The organism is Gemmatimonadota bacterium, from assembly GCA_040882465.1.
GTDB lineage: Bacteria > Gemmatimonadota > Gemmatimonadetes > Longimicrobiales > Gaopeijiaceae > JBBEBG01.
This window is the reverse complement of sequence record JBBEBG010000041.1, coordinates 25,198-41,126: the sequence shown is the minus strand read 5'-3', so window position 1 is coordinate 41,126 and position 15,929 is coordinate 25,198. Positions and strand designations below refer to the sequence as shown.

Annotated in this window: 15 protein-coding genes; 7 read left to right on the top strand and 8 right to left on the bottom strand. The window is 66.7% G+C overall.

Features of this window, described 5'->3' with window-relative positions; translation table 11 throughout:
• Nucleotides 1-5 precede the first annotated feature (5 nt).
• From WEG36_16530 to WEG36_16495, 8 genes are all read right to left on the bottom strand, one after another.
• On the bottom strand, nt 6-878 hold the full coding sequence (locus tag WEG36_16530; protein ID MEX1259204.1) for a dienelactone hydrolase family protein: 873 nt from the start codon (nt 876-878) through the stop codon (nt 6-8).
• A gap of 40 nt (nt 879-918) precedes the next feature.
• Nucleotides 919-1,500 carry a choice-of-anchor V domain-containing protein gene (locus WEG36_16525; GenBank protein MEX1259203.1) on the bottom strand — a complete coding sequence of 194 codons (582 nt, stop codon included), beginning with the start codon at nt 1,498-1,500 and terminating at the stop codon, nt 919-921.
• A gap of 5 nt (nt 1,501-1,505) precedes the next feature.
• The gene (locus WEG36_16520) at nt 1,506-2,504 is read right to left on the bottom strand and encodes a lyase (GenBank protein MEX1259202.1); all 999 of its coding nucleotides are present in this window, start codon (nt 2,502-2,504) and stop codon (nt 1,506-1,508) included.
• A gap of 172 nt (nt 2,505-2,676) precedes the next feature.
• Nucleotides 2,677-3,675, bottom strand: coding sequence for a hypothetical protein (locus WEG36_16515; protein ID MEX1259201.1), 999 nt, complete (start codon nt 3,673-3,675; stop codon nt 2,677-2,679).
• Nucleotides 3,672-5,174, bottom strand: a complete 1,503-nt coding sequence (locus WEG36_16510; GenBank protein ID MEX1259200.1) for a hypothetical protein — start codon at nt 5,172-5,174, stop codon at nt 3,672-3,674. The genes WEG36_16515 and WEG36_16510 overlap by 4 nt, the downstream gene beginning before the upstream one ends.
• Nucleotides 5,175-5,285: 111 nt before the next feature.
• Nucleotides 5,286-5,720, bottom strand: a complete 435-nt coding sequence (locus WEG36_16505) for a hypothetical protein (GenBank protein ID MEX1259199.1) — start codon at nt 5,718-5,720, stop codon at nt 5,286-5,288.
• A 48-nt stretch (nt 5,721-5,768) separates the two neighbouring features.
• Complete coding sequence (locus WEG36_16500; protein MEX1259198.1) at nt 5,769-6,143, bottom strand: Bor family protein; 375 nt, start codon at nt 6,141-6,143, stop codon at nt 5,769-5,771.
• A 61-nt stretch (nt 6,144-6,204) separates the two neighbouring features.
• Nucleotides 6,205-7,404 (bottom strand): DUF3500 domain-containing protein, encoded by a 1,200-nt coding sequence (locus tag WEG36_16495; GenBank protein ID MEX1259197.1) that lies wholly within the window; start codon nt 7,402-7,404, stop codon nt 6,205-6,207.
• Between the two features lie 223 nt (nt 7,405-7,627).
• Here WEG36_16495 and WEG36_16490 point away from each other — a divergent pair, with 223 nt between their 5' ends.
• The 7 genes from WEG36_16490 to WEG36_16460 all read left to right on the top strand — a co-directional run bounded on the left by WEG36_16490 (nt 7,628) and on the right by WEG36_16460 (nt 15,851).
• A complete protein-coding gene (locus WEG36_16490; GenBank protein ID MEX1259196.1) occupies nt 7,628-8,764 on the top strand; it encodes a c-type cytochrome in 1,137 nt (378 codons plus the stop codon).
• Nucleotides 8,765-8,767: 3 nt separating this feature from the next.
• The gene (locus tag WEG36_16485; protein ID MEX1259195.1) at nt 8,768-10,408 is read left to right on the top strand and encodes a hypothetical protein; all 1,641 of its coding nucleotides are present in this window, start codon (nt 8,768-8,770) and stop codon (nt 10,406-10,408) included.
• Nucleotides 10,405-10,872 carry a hypothetical protein gene (locus WEG36_16480; protein MEX1259194.1) on the top strand — a complete coding sequence of 156 codons (468 nt, stop codon included), beginning with the start codon at nt 10,405-10,407 and terminating at the stop codon, nt 10,870-10,872. The genes WEG36_16485 and WEG36_16480 overlap by 4 nt, the downstream gene beginning before the upstream one ends.
• Nucleotides 10,869-11,522 (top strand): helix-hairpin-helix domain-containing protein, encoded by a 654-nt coding sequence (locus WEG36_16475; GenBank protein ID MEX1259193.1) that lies wholly within the window; start codon nt 10,869-10,871, stop codon nt 11,520-11,522. Before WEG36_16480 ends, WEG36_16475 begins: the two co-directional genes overlap by 4 nt.
• 189 nt (nt 11,523-11,711) lie before the next feature.
• Entirely contained in the window at nt 11,712-13,397 is a 1,686-nt protein-coding gene (locus WEG36_16470) for a cytochrome c (GenBank protein MEX1259192.1), read from the top strand.
• 175 nt (nt 13,398-13,572) lie between these two features.
• Nucleotides 13,573-14,733 carry an endonuclease/exonuclease/phosphatase family protein gene (locus WEG36_16465; GenBank protein MEX1259191.1) on the top strand — a complete coding sequence of 387 codons (1,161 nt, stop codon included), beginning with the start codon at nt 13,573-13,575 and terminating at the stop codon, nt 14,731-14,733.
• Nucleotides 14,734-14,819: 86 nt separating this feature from the next.
• Complete coding sequence (locus WEG36_16460; GenBank protein ID MEX1259190.1) at nt 14,820-15,851, top strand: hypothetical protein; 1,032 nt, start codon at nt 14,820-14,822, stop codon at nt 15,849-15,851.
• Nucleotides 15,852-15,929 lie beyond the last annotated feature (78 nt).

Sequence of the window (15,929 nt, the reverse complement as noted above, 5' to 3'; positions counted from 1 at the left end):
TTCGCTTAGGGATTCTCGACGTATCTGGAAAACTTGTCCGAATCGCCGGCCGGGCGCGGACCATACAGGAGTCCGCGAACCTCTTCATTCCCGTCCAAATACAGCTTCAGCCAGGCAACTGCGTACCGTCCGATAGTGTCAAGATCCGTGCCGCGGGTCGTGTCGGCGATAAAGTGGCTCCCTCCTTCGAATTCCAGATAGACCTTCGGGGTGGTCTCGGGGATCCCCTGGAAGTGCGGCCAGGCGTGGGTCTCGGATGGCGCGATCGTGTCGTTGGATCCAGCGATCACGAGGGTCGGAACGGTGATTGCGCTGAAGTCCGTGTCGGGTCGCCAGGGGGTGAAGGGGATCGCCGCCTGGAGCTCCCCGCTGTGCAAATTCGCCGCGATGAGGGCGCCCCCACCTCCCATGGAATGTCCCATCACCGCCATCCTGTCCACCGCGACTCGGCCGGCGAGTGGACTGTCGTTGCGGGCATTTTCGGCGCGGAGCGTTCGCACCGCGGCCATGAGCGCCTCCGCCCGGAGCTCGGGTGAGTCGCGAGGATCGTTTGTGTCGAGGGCCAACACGGCATACCCGTGCGACGCGAGCCGTGGGCCCCACCACTCGATGTGGCGCTGCAGCTCGGTGAATCCCGGAGAGATCGCGACCCCTCCGACCGGCTCCGGCGCGTTTGTCGGATAATAAATCGTCCCGGCCCCGAACTCCGGCATGCCCGGGAAATCCGTGTACGTCGCGACTTCATAAGGGCCGTCCGCGGAGAGGGCGGCGTAGCTCGCCTCGAGGGTAACAACTGGGCTCTGCGCCGCGAGCCCGAGCGGGAGGAGAAGGAGGAGGAAGAGTGCCGGCCATCGCCCGCCCACGAACGATCGTTTCATCGCATCATCCTCCGTCCGGTTCGTTTGCGGACCCGCCCGCTCACGGGCCCGAGATTTCCACTGCCGTATAGATGTAGTCGCCGAACTGGGAGTCGTCCTGATTGGCGGCATTGGCCGCCCCGTTGAATTGCACCGCCCCGCCGCTCTCGGGTGCCGTCCAGAGCACGGTCCAGCGCGCGGTGTCGGCCGCCACGAGGGCGGTTCCGGTCCGGAGGTGCTGGGCGTATTCGATGTCGAAGCTGGAGGAGACCGTGAGACGGCTTGCCTCTCCCTCCGCGGGCATCAGTGAGCCCGCTTGCGCGCCCCCCTTCTCGAACCGCGCCGTAAGCTGGACTCCCCCGACCGCCATTCCCGGACGCGTCAGGAGGAGGGTCAGCGGATACGTCTCTCCCGGAGCGTAACGCGGGGGCGCCCCCAGGATCTGGAGCGCCCCCGGCATCGCATTCACGTCGAACGAGAAGTGGCAGGCGTCGCACGCCTGCTCGCCGAACCCTCCCGAAAAGCCGGCCGGCGGCTCGTCTCGGTGTCCGGGCGCTCGCCCTTCACCGATCGAGTCCGCCGCGAAGACGAGCGCGGGGAGCCCGACGAGGAAGACCGCGCTCCCCACTTTCCTGAGCCTCATCTCCGTCAGTCCGTGACCGGCACCCTCACGACGATCCGGCCGATCTGGTTCGCGTCCGTCCCGAACCACATGGACCCGGTCTCCGTGTCAAACATCATGTGCCGGATCGTGCCGCTCACCGGATTGACCGAGAAGAACTCCTCGGTCTGCGGGTCGAAGCCGACGAGTTGCTTGACCGGCCCCGTCTCCGAGAACCAGAGGCGGCCCTGGTCGTCCGCCGTGATTGCGTAGGGCGAGGACTGGGCGCCACCCGGCGCCTGCCACTCGGCGGTCTCGCGCGTGGCGGGATCGATCCGGCCGAGGAAGCCGCGCGGCTGGTCGAGGTACCAGACCATGCCGTCGCCGGTCAGGGCGATCCGCCGCGAGCGCGAGGCGTCGTTCGCTTTTTCGAACCGGGTGAGCTCGAGCGTCTCAGGATCCACGCGAACGACGGTGTTCGTGCGGAAGAGGGCGACCCAGGGGTGTCCCTCCTCGTCCACCTCGATGCCGTAAGGATTCGAGGGCTGTTCGTTCGGGACGATCAGATCAATCACCCCCGTCTCCATGTCGAGCCGGCCGATCCGGTTCGCACCCTGGGCGGTGAACCAGATGTTTCCGTTCCCGTCGAAGGTGAGCGTATGCGGATCCCGAACGTTCTGATCCGGCATCATGAAGATCTCGGCCTCTCCGGTGGCGGGATCGAGCTTCCCGATCCGCCCGTTTCGATTCCCGGAGTACCAGACGAAGCCTTCGTCGTCCACGATGAGGTTGTGTGGGTTCGTCCCCTCTTCGACCTCGAAGCGGCGGAACTGCTCGGTCGCCGGATCGAAGTTGGCGATGTAATTCCCCTGCTGACCCACGAACCAGACCTTCCCGTCCGGAGCGACGAAGGGATCCCGGGTGCGGCCGCCCCACTCCACCGGCCACTCCTTGAGGTCGAGAGACTGCGTGGCCTGGGCCGCGACGGGCGCGGGGAGAGGCAACATGAAGGCGCCGGCCAGAGTGAGCAGGATGAGTCGCTTCATGGAGCACCTCCAAGCGGTTTTGGGGCGTCGGTGCGATGGGAAACCCGCCAGTGTGGATCGCCCGGTGGTACACGACACATCCCCGCGCGGTTCTCCCGGTGGCGGGAGATCCTTGTCAGGAATGCGTCAGGGCTGGGCCCCCTCCGAGCAGCCGCCCCGGAACCGCTCCCCGCTAGAGGACCGGGCCGGTCACCTGGACGGTCACCTCGACGTCGCTGAAGAGCCCGCCGTCGTCCGCCCTCCCCCGGAGGATATACGTCCCCGGTTCATTGAAGGTCGCGATCGTGACCCAGCGGTCACCCTCCGGCGCCGCTGGCGGTACCCAGAAGGGCGCCCAGGGCGAATTCGCGAAGGCGCGCGTGTCCTCCCAGGTCTTCACCTGGGGCGGATCGAAGCTCACCGGCCCGGCCTGTCCGCGGTAAACGTACCACGAGAAGTAGAGGCCGTTGACCTTTCCAACGGTGATCCTGCGGGGCGGATTGAGCGCCCGATTCAGGAGCTGCTCCGGCGTGGCGGTCGGCGAAGGCGCCGAGCCTCCCCGGCGGGGAACTCCGTCATCCGTCACACGTGCGGCGAGCGTCACCGACTCTCCGGTCCGCACGGTCAGCACCTGGTCTATCCCGGTCTCGAGCTCGATGACCGGGGGTGTATTCGCGCGCACCTGCTCGTTGCTCGACCCGGCGCCCAGCGCACCGGTCTCCGACATGATGATCATGTTGTCGATTCGGTAGTCGCGGGCGAGCGATCCGTACGCCCGCTCGAGAGAACCGCCGGACTCCAACGTCCAGACCAGCTCCTGACTCCCCTCGGCGAAGCTCGCCGGCACCCGAACCTTGAAGATGAAGCGGTTCCGGCGGGGAAGGAAGACGGTCGGCTGCCCCTGGTCCGCCCGGTTCGCATCGTAACCGGACACCTCCGAGTCATTCAGCGCGCCGTGGTCCACGAGCGCGAAGTAGTTGCTCGGCCCGACCGGCACCTGAACCTTTTCCTCCCAATTCCGGTTCATGTAGCCGAAGACGATGTTGAACGAACCGTCTTCATTTTCCTCCCACCCTTCGAAGGCCGGAGATACGCCCTGTCCGAAGTCGAAGGAGGGGCGAGACTGCGCGATCCCCCCCTCCGCGAGGAGGAGGAGAGAGGTCGTCAGCAGCAAGATCGAGCGCGCTTTCACGGCTGGCCGTTGTCGTTGTTGGTGGGCCCATCGGCCGCAGGCTCCTCCGCCGGGAAGGGTGGAAGGTTCGCCATGCAGAGCGGGCACCCGACGATGTGGTCGTTCACGCTCACCTGATGCACTTCGCGGCGACGCGCCATCTCCTCCACGAACTGCTCGTCGGTGAGGGCTACGCGGCTCCCGAGGTCGATGAACATGTTCGTGATGGACCGGTTCCCCGAGCCCTGCCAGTTTCGCGGATCGGGTACGTTGGGAGAATCCTCCGACATATCCATGTAGCCGACGAGGTGCAGGACGGTGCCGGCCGGGAGGAGCGGGGCGTTCTCATCGTCGTAGACGTACTGCTTCACCCAGTTGTGATCGTACCCGGAGCAGTTCAACGTCTCGATCTGCATCCCCCAGATCGCCTCGAGGCACATCCGGTATCCGGGGCCATGCAGGTGCGGCTCGAAGGAGACGATCTTGGTGTGGTTTTCGAGCACCTGGTAGGCGTGCAGCTCCTGGAGATTCTCCTCGCCCCCGCGAATGTCGATGTTCACCCCGTCGCCGAGCTCGAAGCCGAGGCTCCGATACTCCGGCTGGTAGTCCGGGGGATGGAAATAGAATCCGATCTCGAGATGGGCCCGCGTGTCGCGCCCGCTCGAATGGAGGTGGACGGAGTTCGAGGTCACCCGCGAACCGGCCCGAAGGAGGCGCCCCGCCTCGGGCGCGAAGATGTCTGGATTGCGGCCGAGTTCATGCACGGGCCAGGCGGTCAGCCCCGAGCTGCTGTCTCCCCCGACCGTCGTCCAGATCATGTGGTGGACGATCCAGCGCCCGCCCACCGAGGTCTCGTTCGCCGCGTCGCCCACGACGGTGTTCACCTCGCGAATCGCGACTGCGCGGACGTAACGGTCCCCCTCCATCGGGATGTCCACGCTCTCCATGTCGCCCCACCAGTCCGGGGCGCCCGCTTCTACGAAGAACTCCTGCGTGTTCACGATGAGGTCCGGCTCGCCGAGCCTCCAGGCGCCGGAGTCGTCCCATTCGATCGGGGCCGGGAGGTCGGCCAGATCCCCCTCGGGGGCGCCGGCTTCCACCCAGGTCGCGATCATCTCGATCTCTTCGACCGTGAGGCGCTCGTCGTTCTGCATCTGCTGGATGCCGATTCCCCTCTCGAGGTAATAGGGCGGCATCACGCCGGCGCGGTCCTTGAGCCCCGTGCGGTGCTGGATCAGGGGGGCCCAGGGGCGAACCTGGTCGTAGGTGACGAGCGCCATCGGAGCCACCCCGTTGGGGCGGTGGCAGACCTGGCAGTTCTCCTGGAGGATCGGAGCGATGTCGCGTGAGAAGGTCACGTCGGCCGGGGCCGCCGAGGAGGCACGCGACGATCCGGCGGGGGCCGCCGAGGCGAGCAGTTGTGCGCTCAGGAGGAGCGGCACCAAAAGCGCCAAGACGCCTGAAGACGCAGCGACCACCGCTCGCATCCGAGCCGGGGCGCCCATTTCACGTGATCTCATCTCGTCATCTCCCATGCGGGAAAGAAACAGGTCCTTTGCGGAAACCGTACCGACTGCGGAAAGGCAACGCAAGCGGAGTGTGGATACTCTCGTAAGATAAAGCGTTAAGAGTCACACATCCATTGGCTTGAACGTTTTGAAGGTGCGGCGGAGGATCTTGAGGTAGGGAAAGGACAGAAGGGTCCCCACCAGAGCCGCCGCGACATCGCCCACCCCATCCCAGATAAAGTAGTCCCGGAGCCAGGGAAGATCGTCCGGCCAGAGCCACTCCTGGATGGCCTCGGTCCCCTCCCAGCCGAACGCCACCGCCAGGGAAAAGGCAACGGCCCAGATCTTCGGGCGGGCGGCCCCGGCGCGCAGCGCCCCCCAATACCCGAGGGCGCACGCCGCCATCCCCGAGAGGACATGGCTCGGAAGGTCCACCAGGGGAAACAGGCGGTAGAGGTCCCAGATCCGGATGACCGATTCCAGGATGAGAAAGGCGATGCAGAGGAGAAGGGCCGCGATCAGGAGGCGGGAGTGGACGTTTCTTGCTTCCTTCGTCACGGCCTCCCGCCTCCGGTTCGTTCGCGGTTGCGCTCGCTCCGCGGGCAATCAGCGGTCCGGCGCCGCCACGGTGCCCGTCAGTCTGGCCGCGAGCTCCTCGAAGGAGATGGCGGCGCTCCCGACCCCTCCACCCTGCGCGCAGGTCACGTTGATCTGCATCGGCGTGTAGATCCCGAAGGTGATTCCCGCGACCAGCCCATTCAGGAAGGAGTGCTGGGTCTCGACGCGCGAAACGCCGTTCGGGCACTGCGTGCTCACGTCCGTCAGGGGGGGCGGAACGATCCCATAGACGAAGGAGTTCGCCCAGAGGATCTCGACCGTCTCGGGCGCCGGGGGGCGTCCCGTTTCGATGATCGCGTGATAACACCCCGCGGTTGAAAGCACGACGAAGCCGAGTACAGCGAACGCGAGACGTTTTCTCATGATCTGCTCCTGGATGGTGGGTTGACCGACGCGTGGTGTTGCATTGCCGCCCTCGCGCGCGTCAGGGCGCGGGGGCGTGCTGGTGGTTCGAATCGTTCTCCGTCATCTCGTAGTGCTGGCGGAGCAAATCCTTCCCGTAGTCGTTTCCGTTCGGGGTTCGGACCGTGATGTGGAAGTGGTTCCTCGAGGGTCCCGGCGGCATGACGTTCCGAAGCGAGACGTGGGTCGTGTGATCGAACTCGATCAGAACGACGGGGCTCTGAATCCGGTAGTAATAAACCGCGTCAGGGCCGACGTCTCCGATCCAGGCGAAGTAGGTATCGTCGAGATGGGCCCGCACTTCCTCCACTCTCACCCGGGCATGCCCTTCCTCCATGTGTCCCGCGTACACGGCCACGACCTCCATCAGCCCTTCTCTCTGCGCGGCGTCGAGCTCGGTGGCCCGAATCCCCGCGTAGTCGAGCACGAGGTTGTCGCGGAAGGCCTGCGCGAGGGCGTTGTTTCCGGTCTTCTCGGATCGGATGAGCGCGGTCCGGCGCTGGTCGGGACGGAGCGACTCCATGAAGGCGAGGCCGCTGTCCTGTTCCTCCTGGAGAACTGACATGCCGGCCAGCTCCCCTTCGGTGATGTAGACCGGCTCGGCCCCCCAGAACTGCGGAGACATGACGACCTGGTCGCCCATGGCAAAGTAGTTCACGACGAGATGATGGCCATCGAGCTGCCATCCCCACGGCTCGGTCGCCGAGGGCTCACCGAAGATGCTGATGAAGTAGGCGTCCTCGCCGAATCCCACCGGATCGTCGTTGAAGACGGCGAGCCAGCCGTCGATCTGTCGAATCTTCTGGGCCTCGTTGAAGGCGCGCGCGCTGAGTCCGGCTCGCAGAAGATTCAGGGCCGCCTCCCGTTGGGGCTCCGTCATGTCGCGGAAGGGAAGCCCTTCGCGCGGGAGGTTCGCCAGGGGAATGTTGCTCCAGTGGCGCCATTCGTCGGAGTCGAGCCCGAACCGAGTCCGTTCGACTTGGAGCGGAGTCAGCGAGGCGAGATAGGCCCGTGCGGCAGCCACGACCGGAGCCGTGGACACCCCCGTGGCGCGGACCGGAAAGAGCCCCTCGATCCGCGCCCCGTTGGTGATGATCCCGAAGAAGGGGTCGTCCAGGTTGTTTTGTTGACCGGCGCTCGTGCCCGGTGTCCCGAACCCCACCCCAATCGCGAACACGGCGACGACGAGTGACGGAGGACGGCTGAAGAACGATGTGCGCATGGCGGTTCCGGAGCGGGACAGGCGGGGCGAAGAGGCCGCCGTCATGATTCAACGGGGGCCACGCTTCCGCAACGGGCGCCCTCCCCGCGCCCAAGCCCGACTGGGCTTCGCGGCACACGCCTCACTTCGGCGCGAGCCGCCGGGATTCTCTGACGAGTCACGGACGAAGGTCGCACCGTTTGGCCTAGCAGAAGCCTACGATTGGACCCATCATGGAAGTACGATGCGCCGAATGAAGACCCTCTTCGGGCTCACCTTGCTGGCCGCTCTTCCTTGCGCGCCGGGGAATGCCTCCGCCCAGGAACTCCCCGAGCCGGATCGGTCCGCCTACCTCGCGATGCCCGGCGAGGATCTCTACCAGGCCGCATGCGCGAACTGCCACGGGGCGGGCGGCGCGGGAGAGCCCTCCCTCCCCCTCGTCCTCCGCGATCCGCCCGTTCCGGACTTCACCGAATGTAGTTTCGCTAGCCGGGAGCCGGACGCCGACTGGATCGCGGTGGCCCACGACGGGGGCCCGGTGCGAGGCTTCTCCCCGCTCATGCCCGCCTTCGGGAGCATGCTCGGACCGAAAGAGCTCCAGCGGGTCATGGACTACATTCGGACGCTCTGCGACGACACGAGCTGGCCGCGCGGCGAGTTGAACCTGCCGCGCGCCATGTTCACGGAGAAGGCGTACCCGGAGGACGAGCTCGTCTGGACGACCGAAGTCCCGCTCGGCGGTGAAGAGACCTCGGTCATGAACGAAGTCGTCTATGAAAAGCGATTCGGCTCCCGAAGTCAGATCGAGGTCGTGGTGCCCTTCGGATTCCGAGAACGGAGCGGGGGAAGCTGGATCGGTGGGCTGGGGGACGTCGTTTTCGGTGTCAAGCACGCGCTTTTCCACTCCCTCGGCGCCGGATCCATCCTTTCGCTCGGCGGTGAGGTGAAGCTCCCGACCGGAAGGGAAGAATACGGATTCGGGAGCGGCACGACCGTTCTCGAGTCCTTCGTTTCTTTGGGCCAGATCCTCCCGTCGGACGCTTTCCTCCAGCTCCAGGGGGTCGCGGAGTTCCCCACGGCGTCCGGGCACGACAACGAGGTCGTGGGCCGGGGTGTCTTGGGGTGGAGTTATGCGCAGGGCGGATGGGGACGCACCTGGACCCCGATGATCGAGGCGCAGGCAAAGAAAGAGCTCGCGGACGAGGCGGAATGGGGCTGGGACCTGATCCCCCAACTCCAGGTGACGCTGAATACCCGCCAACACGTGATCGGGAATATCGCCGTCCTGATTCCCATGACCGACACCGAGTTCCGAGACCCCCGGCTCGCCGTTTACGTGCTCTGGGACTGGTTCGATGGCGGCTTTTTCGCGGGGTGGTGATTGATGCCGGTCTTCCTCCTTCTCCTGATCGCCCTCGCGACGCTCATCCTCGTGAATCCCGAGGCCGCCCCGCCGCCGCCGCCGCCTCAGCCGGCCCCGGCGAACGGCGTCGCCCTCTTCGCGACCTCCGAGAACTGCCTTCTCTGCCACAACGGGATCGTGTCTTCGAAGGGCGAAGACGTCTCGATCGGCGCGGACTGGCGGGCGACGATGATGGCCCACGCGGCGAAGGACCCCTATTGGCAGGCCGCGGTGCGCCGCGAGATCACCGACCACCCCACGGCCGCCGCCGCCATCGAGGACAAGTGCTCGACCTGCCACATGCCGATGGCCCGCTACGAGGCGCACCTGGGCGGGGGGTCGGGCGAGGTCTTCGGAAACCTCCCCGTCGGATCGTCGGCCGAGCGGGGGCCGGTCCTCGCCGAGGACGGGGTCTCCTGTACCGTCTGTCACCAGATCGTGGACGAAGGGCTTGGAGACCCCTCGACCTTCACCGGGGGCTTCGCCGTCGATGAAACGACGCCGTGGGGGGAACGGAGCATGTTCGGGCCCTTCACGACGGATCTGGGACGGGCGGGGATCATGCACTCGGCGACCGGCTTCACCCCGAGAGAGGCGCTCCACATCCAGAGCTCGGAGCTCTGTGCCAGCTGCCACACGCTTTATACCGAGACGCTCGACGCGGAGGGACGACAGATCGGTGAGCTTCCGGAGCAAGTCCCTTACCTCGAGTGGCAGCACAGCGCCTATCCGGCCCAGGACGTTCAGTGCCAGAGCTGCCACATGCCCGTGGTGAGCGAGCCGGTCGCGGTGACCCGGGTCCTCGGGCAGCCGCGAGACGAGGTGAGCCGGCACATCTTCCTCGGAGGAAACTTCTTCGTGCTGGGGATGCTCAACCGGTACCGGGACGAGCTCGGCGTCGAGGCGCTCCCGCACGAGATGGACCGTGCCCAGCGCCGGATGGTCGAGCACCTCCAGACCGACGCGGCGCGCGTGAGGATCGAGGAGATCGAAGCCGGGGACGGCCGGGTGGCCGCAACCGTCTCGATCGAGAACCTGGGCGGCCACAAGCTACCCACCGCGTATCCGTCGCGACGGGCCTGGTTACATGTGACGGTGCGGGACGGAGCGGGGCGCATCGTCTTCGAGTCGGGCGCTTTCCGGCCCGACGGCTCGATCATGGGGAACGATCTCGACGCGGGAGGCGACGGCTTCGAACCCCACTACGAGACGATCGAGAGCCCCGACCAGGTCCAGGTGTACGAGACCGTCATGGTGGACGTGGACGATAGTGTGACGACCGGGCTCCTCCGTGGGATCCGTTTCGCCAAGGACAACCGGATCCTTCCGCTCGGCTTCGACGTCACCACGGCGCCCGAAGACGTCGCGGTGCGCGGGGGCGCGACGGAGGACGCTGACTTCACCGGCGGATCGGACCGGATCCAATACGACGTGTCCGTCGGAGGGGCCCAGGGACCATACACCGTAGAGGCTGCGCTCTGGTTCCAGCCGGTCTCGTATCGTTGGGCACGCGAGCTCGACCCGTACGACGCTTTCGAAACGCGGCGCTTCGTCGACTACTACGATGCGATGGCAGCCTCATCGGCCGTCGTCCTCTCCAGAGACGCGCGGAGTGTGGAATGAGGGGTCCGGCGGCCTCCCCCATGGAGATCCGGCTCCGGGGGATTCTTCTGCTGGTCCTGCTGGCGGGGATGATCGGAACCGGCGTGGAGCTCGTTCTCCTCGAGCACATGGAGACGATGTCGCAACTGATTCCGATCCTTGCCATCGCCGCGGGGATCGTCAGCGCGATCGGCGTCGCGATCGGAAGGACGCCGGGAACGATCCGGATCCTGCAGTTCGTGATGGCCAGCTTCGTCCTCTCCGGCGGACTGGGTGTGTACTACCACTACAAGGGAAACATCGAGTTCGAGCTCGAGACGTATCCGACGATGGCCGGTTTCGAGCTTTTCAGGGAGTCGATGATGGGGGCGTTCCCCGCTCTGGCGCCCGGTGCCATGGCCTGGTTGGGGCTCCTGGGGCTCGCCTTCGCGTACAAGCACCCATGGGTGCGCAACAATGGGCCAACAATGGGAGGCACTTCATGAAGCTTTCGAATCGCTTGCGGGCCGGGATGCTCGGCACCGTCCTGGCGAGCCTTGTCCCGCTCGTCGCTTCGGCGCAGGTCGGAGCGAACGTGGGTCAACTCCTCGACCCGAACCGCGCGACCGCCGCGGAGCTCTCGGCTCTTCCCGGGCTGAACGCCGAGATCGCGGAAGCGATCGTGGGCGGGCGCCCGTGGCTCGTCATGACCCGGCTCGACGAGATGCTCTCCCAACGCGGGCTCGCGGAAGCGCAGCGGGAGACGCTCTACGGCCGCCTCTGGGATCCGCTCAATCTGAACGCGACGACCGCCGAGGAGATCCTTCTGATCCCCGGTGCCGGTGACCGCGTAGTGCGGGAGTTCCAGGAGTACGCTCCGTACGCGAACCTCGCCGTCTTCAATCGGGAGATGAGCAAGTATTGGGACGCCGAGGAAGTCGCGCGCCTCGCCCAGTACGTCTTCGTCCCCATTGATCTCAACACGACGACGGCGGCGGACATTCTCACCATTCCCGGCTCGGGGCAGCGGGTGGTACGAGAGTTCATGGAGTACCGCCCCTACGTCTCGATGGAGCAGTTCCGCCGCGAGATGCTGAAGTATTGGCAAGGAGCGGAGGTCGCGAGGCTCGAACAGTACGTGAAGATCGGAAGTTAGCTCGCGCACTTCTAAAAGAGGATCTTCCCTTCGGCTGAAGCTCCTAGGGCGGAGGGAAGCCCGTGGGCCCCGTGGTGCGCTACGTCATGCGCGCCCGGGGCCTGCGTCGTTTCGCGCAGACTCCGGGGGTGGTCCCCGGCGCCATTCTGAAGACGGTTCGACTCGAAACCGTTTCCGGAGGGCCTTACCATGCGCGGCCACACGCGGATCGCTGTCACCCTTCTCTCCCTCTTGCTCTTGCTCTCGAGCCTGGCCGGCTGCTCCCGGGGGTTCCTGCGTGGTTACGCGGAAGCCCCCTCCGCAGCCATGGTGGAGCGCTCGGAGGTGGATGGGGCGCCATCCGGGATCCTTCGCTTCGCCTTCGACGACCTCGGAGCCCTGAATACGGACGCGACCGAAACCCACGCGATTCCGTGGAAGGTCCTGGTGGCTGCGCTTCTCCTGGACCGCCGGAGTCGGGGTGAACCGGTAGCCCTACGCGAGGACGCGGTCTTTCCGATCCTCCAGGACTTTGGATTCATCGTCCCCGAGATGATCCTCAATCTCGACGCGGCCGTCCGGCCGGGGCGTTACACGGGTCCCATCGGACTGAACCGCGGGGTCGCCTCCCGCGCCCTCCCCCGCGTGGAAGTCGAGATCGCGAACCTGGGGTGCGCGGCCTGCCATGCCGGGGTGACGTACGACACCTCTGGGATGCCAACGCGGGATGTCTGGCTCGGGCTTCCGAACACTTCGCTCGACCTCGACGGTCTCACCCGGTCGCTCTATGAAGGGCTCCGGGGGGCCGTAAATGAACCGGGCCACTTTCGCGCGACGCTCGATTCCATCTATCCGGAGATGGCTCCGGGCGAACGTGCCACGCTCGAGAAACACATCCTCCCGACCCTCGCCGCACGAATTCCCCGGGCGCGGGATGAATGGGGCGCGCTCACCCCGTACGCGCCCGGCGGCCCTGGCGCGGCGAACGGCGTGGGAGCGGTGAAGCATGTGCTCGGGCTGGTCGGCGAGGGCGAGGGGATCGTGGGCGTGGGTGGAGCGGTGAGCACTCCGGATCTCGGGGACCGACTGCTCAAGAGCTCTTTCGCCTCCGACGGTTCCTTCGGCGTTCCAGGCGCACGGCGTTCCGAAGTCCTCGGTCCGGACGATCTGGACGCCGCGCGGCTGGACGGCCAGGCGGGTGTCGTCGCTTTCTTCGCGGTGAGTACGATGGGCGTGCGGCCCGACCGGGTCGGGGAAATTCTTCCTCGGATCCGGGAGGTGGTGGAATTCCTGCGGGACTACCGTCCGCCTCCCTTCCCCGGTTCGGTAGACCGGGCGCTCGCCGCGCGGGGAGAAGCGGTCTTCGCCGCTCGGTGCTCGGTCTGTCACGGGAGGTATTCGGCAGGTCCGCAGCCCCGTCTCGTCGCGTATCCGAACGTCGTGATCCCCGCCGCGGAGATCGGCACCGATCCCGTGCGGTGGGCGTCCGCCACCGCCGAGTTCGCGCGTGCGATCCAGGAGAGCGAAGCGGGCCGCTTTCTCGCGCTCGGACCCACGGCGGGGTATGTGCCCCCGCCCCTGACCGGCCTCTGGGCCACCGCTCCCTATTTCCACAACGGGTCGGTTCCCACCGTCTGGCACCTCCTCCATCCCGAGGAGAGGCCGGAGCGCTTCGAGGTGGGCGGTCACCGCCTCGACTTCGAGAAGCTGGGAATCGCGGGAGAATCGCAGGCGGACGGGTCGGTTCGTCATCCGGCGGGATACGTTCCCTGGTCGAGGCCCACCATCTACGACACGCGCCTTCCCGGTCAGTCGAACACCGGCCATGAAGCGCCTCTCCGCGGGCTCACGGAAGAGGAGAAACTAGCCGTCCTGGAGTATCTGAAGCTCCTCTGAACCCCGCCTCCGCCCGCCCTTTCCCGCGATCCCGATCCACCTACGTCATCGCGCGCCGGAGCCTACGTCGTGGGGCGTAGCTTCCCGCGGCGGACGCGACGCCATCGTTGAGCACGGAGGTTCGAATCGGGCTCCGGCCATCGAACCGAATCCACACTGCTACGCGGAGGTGTTCATGCGCGGCCTCAAGCTCCTCATCGTCCTCGTCCCCGCCATCCTTCTCGGATGCTCGGATCGGGGCCTGGCAGGCCCGGGAACCGACCCGACCATCCCAGGCGCTGGAGTCCCCGGTGATGAGGCTCGGGCTGGGGCCGGAAGCCCGACGACCGTGTTCACCAGAAATCTCTATCTCGGTGGGGACATCGCGCCTCCGCTCGGCGCGCAGGACCCGGTAGCGGCGGCCACGGCCATCTGGAATCAGATCCAACACACGAATTATCCCGCCCGCGCCGAGCGCCTCGCCGCCGAGATCGCGGAGCTCCGACCGGATCTGATCGGCCTACAGGAGGCGGTCCGCTTCACCGTGGGCCCCTTCCCCTCCGCCGAATTCCCGACGACCGAGCTCGTGGACTTCGTCACGGTGCTCCGCCTGAACCTCGCGGCGCTCGGACATTCGTATGTGGTCGCCGCTTGCCAGCCCAATACGCGCGTCGCCCTCCCGCTCCCCATGGGCGAGGGCCTCGTGACCATCGGCTACCAGGACGCCGTGGCAATTCTCGTGCGCGAGGGAGTCGAGACGGCCGATCCGGTCGGACAGAACTTCGTCGCGATGCCGCCGACCACCCACACCGCCGGGATTCCGTTCCGGCGGGGCTGGACGCAGGTGGACGCACGTGTCGGCGGCGGCTGGGTGCGTTTCGTAAGCACCCATCTGGAGATCCAGGCCTTCGCTCCGGTGCAGGTGGCGCAGGCCGCCGGGCTGCTCGCCTCCCTGGAGAGCTCGCCCCATCCGGTCATCCTCGTCGGCGACTTCAACTCGGCCGCCAACTTCCGCGCTCCCGCGGACCGGAAGACCGCGTCCTACGGGATGATCCTCGCGGCCGGCTTCCACGACCTCTGGACCCGGACCCACTCTACCGACGAGGGACTGACCTGCTGCCACGCCTCCGACCTGTCGAACCCGTCGGCGAATTTTAATCAGCGGTTGGACCTGATCTTCGCCCGGAACAAGCCCGGAAGCGGCGGGGGTTTCGCGGGCGCCGCGGAACTCACCGTCGTCGGCGAGGACGAGGGCGAACGGTTCGCCGCCCCTAAGGGCCACGGCCTCTGGCCGTCCGACCATGCGGGCGTCGGCGCGACGCTGCGCCTGCCACCCGGGCTTTTCGCCGTCCGGTGACCCATGGGGGAGCGGGGTGGGGCCACCGACCCGCTCCCCCATTGTCCCCAATTCGCCAATCGAAATCCAGAAAGGAGAAATGAGCCATGTACGGCATACTCGCAGTCACCATGATCGCCCTTGCGACGGCTGGCGCCGCGGCGCACACACCCAGCACACAAGTGGACGTCCAGGTGAGGGCCGAAGCGGGCGAGGCGCTCGTCACGATTCCAGGACTCGATATCCCGGGGGGTGCGATTTATCACCACGAGCACGAAGGGGGCGACGCGAGTGTTCGCTTCGCCTGGCCGGCGGACGGTTGGGTGCGGGGCTACCGCATTGACCTCGTGGACTCGGCGGGGACCCTTCTCCCGAGGGAGATGCTTCATCACGTCGGTGTCGTGGACCTGGGGCGACGGCAGCTCCCGTACGCCAAGTCACTCCGCCTTTTTGCAGTGGGACGGGAAACGGAGCCGGTCTTGCTCCCCGAGTCCCTCGGCGTCCGGATGACGGAGGGAGATTCGATCCTGGTCTATTACGCTCTCGTGAGCTCCGAGGACGAGCCGGTGGAGGATGCCGCGATTCGGATCACGCTGGCCTGGGCTCCGGTCGAGGGCCACGCACCTAAGGAGACGTTGCCGCTCATCATGAACGCCAACCCGGACCTGATGGGGCCCTCGGCCTTCGATCTCCCGCCGGGCCGCTCCGTGACGAGCGCGGAGTTCACCCTCCCCGTCGGGGGACGCCTCCGCGCGGCGGGAGGACACCTGCACGACCATGCGGTGCATATTCGCCTCGAGGACGCACGCAACGGCCGCGTCCTCGTCACCCTCGAGACGGACCTCGCGCGGGATGGAACCCTGGAACGGGTGGATGTCGCCCATTTCCAGCTGACGCGCGGCGGACTTCGGCTCGAGGCGAATCGCACGTACCGTGTCGTCGCCGTCTACGACAATCCAACCGGCGCGACGATTCCGGGGGGCGCGATGGCCTACATGGCCGGCCCCTTCGTACCGGACGACGTCGGGCTGTGGCCGGCCATGGACCGCGAGGATCCGGTGTTCCTGGCCGATTTCCGGCGCCTCGGTTGGTCCGAGGAGGAGGAGGTCGCCGGCGAGCATGCGCACTATGGGCACTGAGGACGGCCGCACCTCGGCGAGCACGTCGACTTCGGCGCCACCCACGGGATTGCGGGCCTGGGGGGGGGGGGGGGGGGG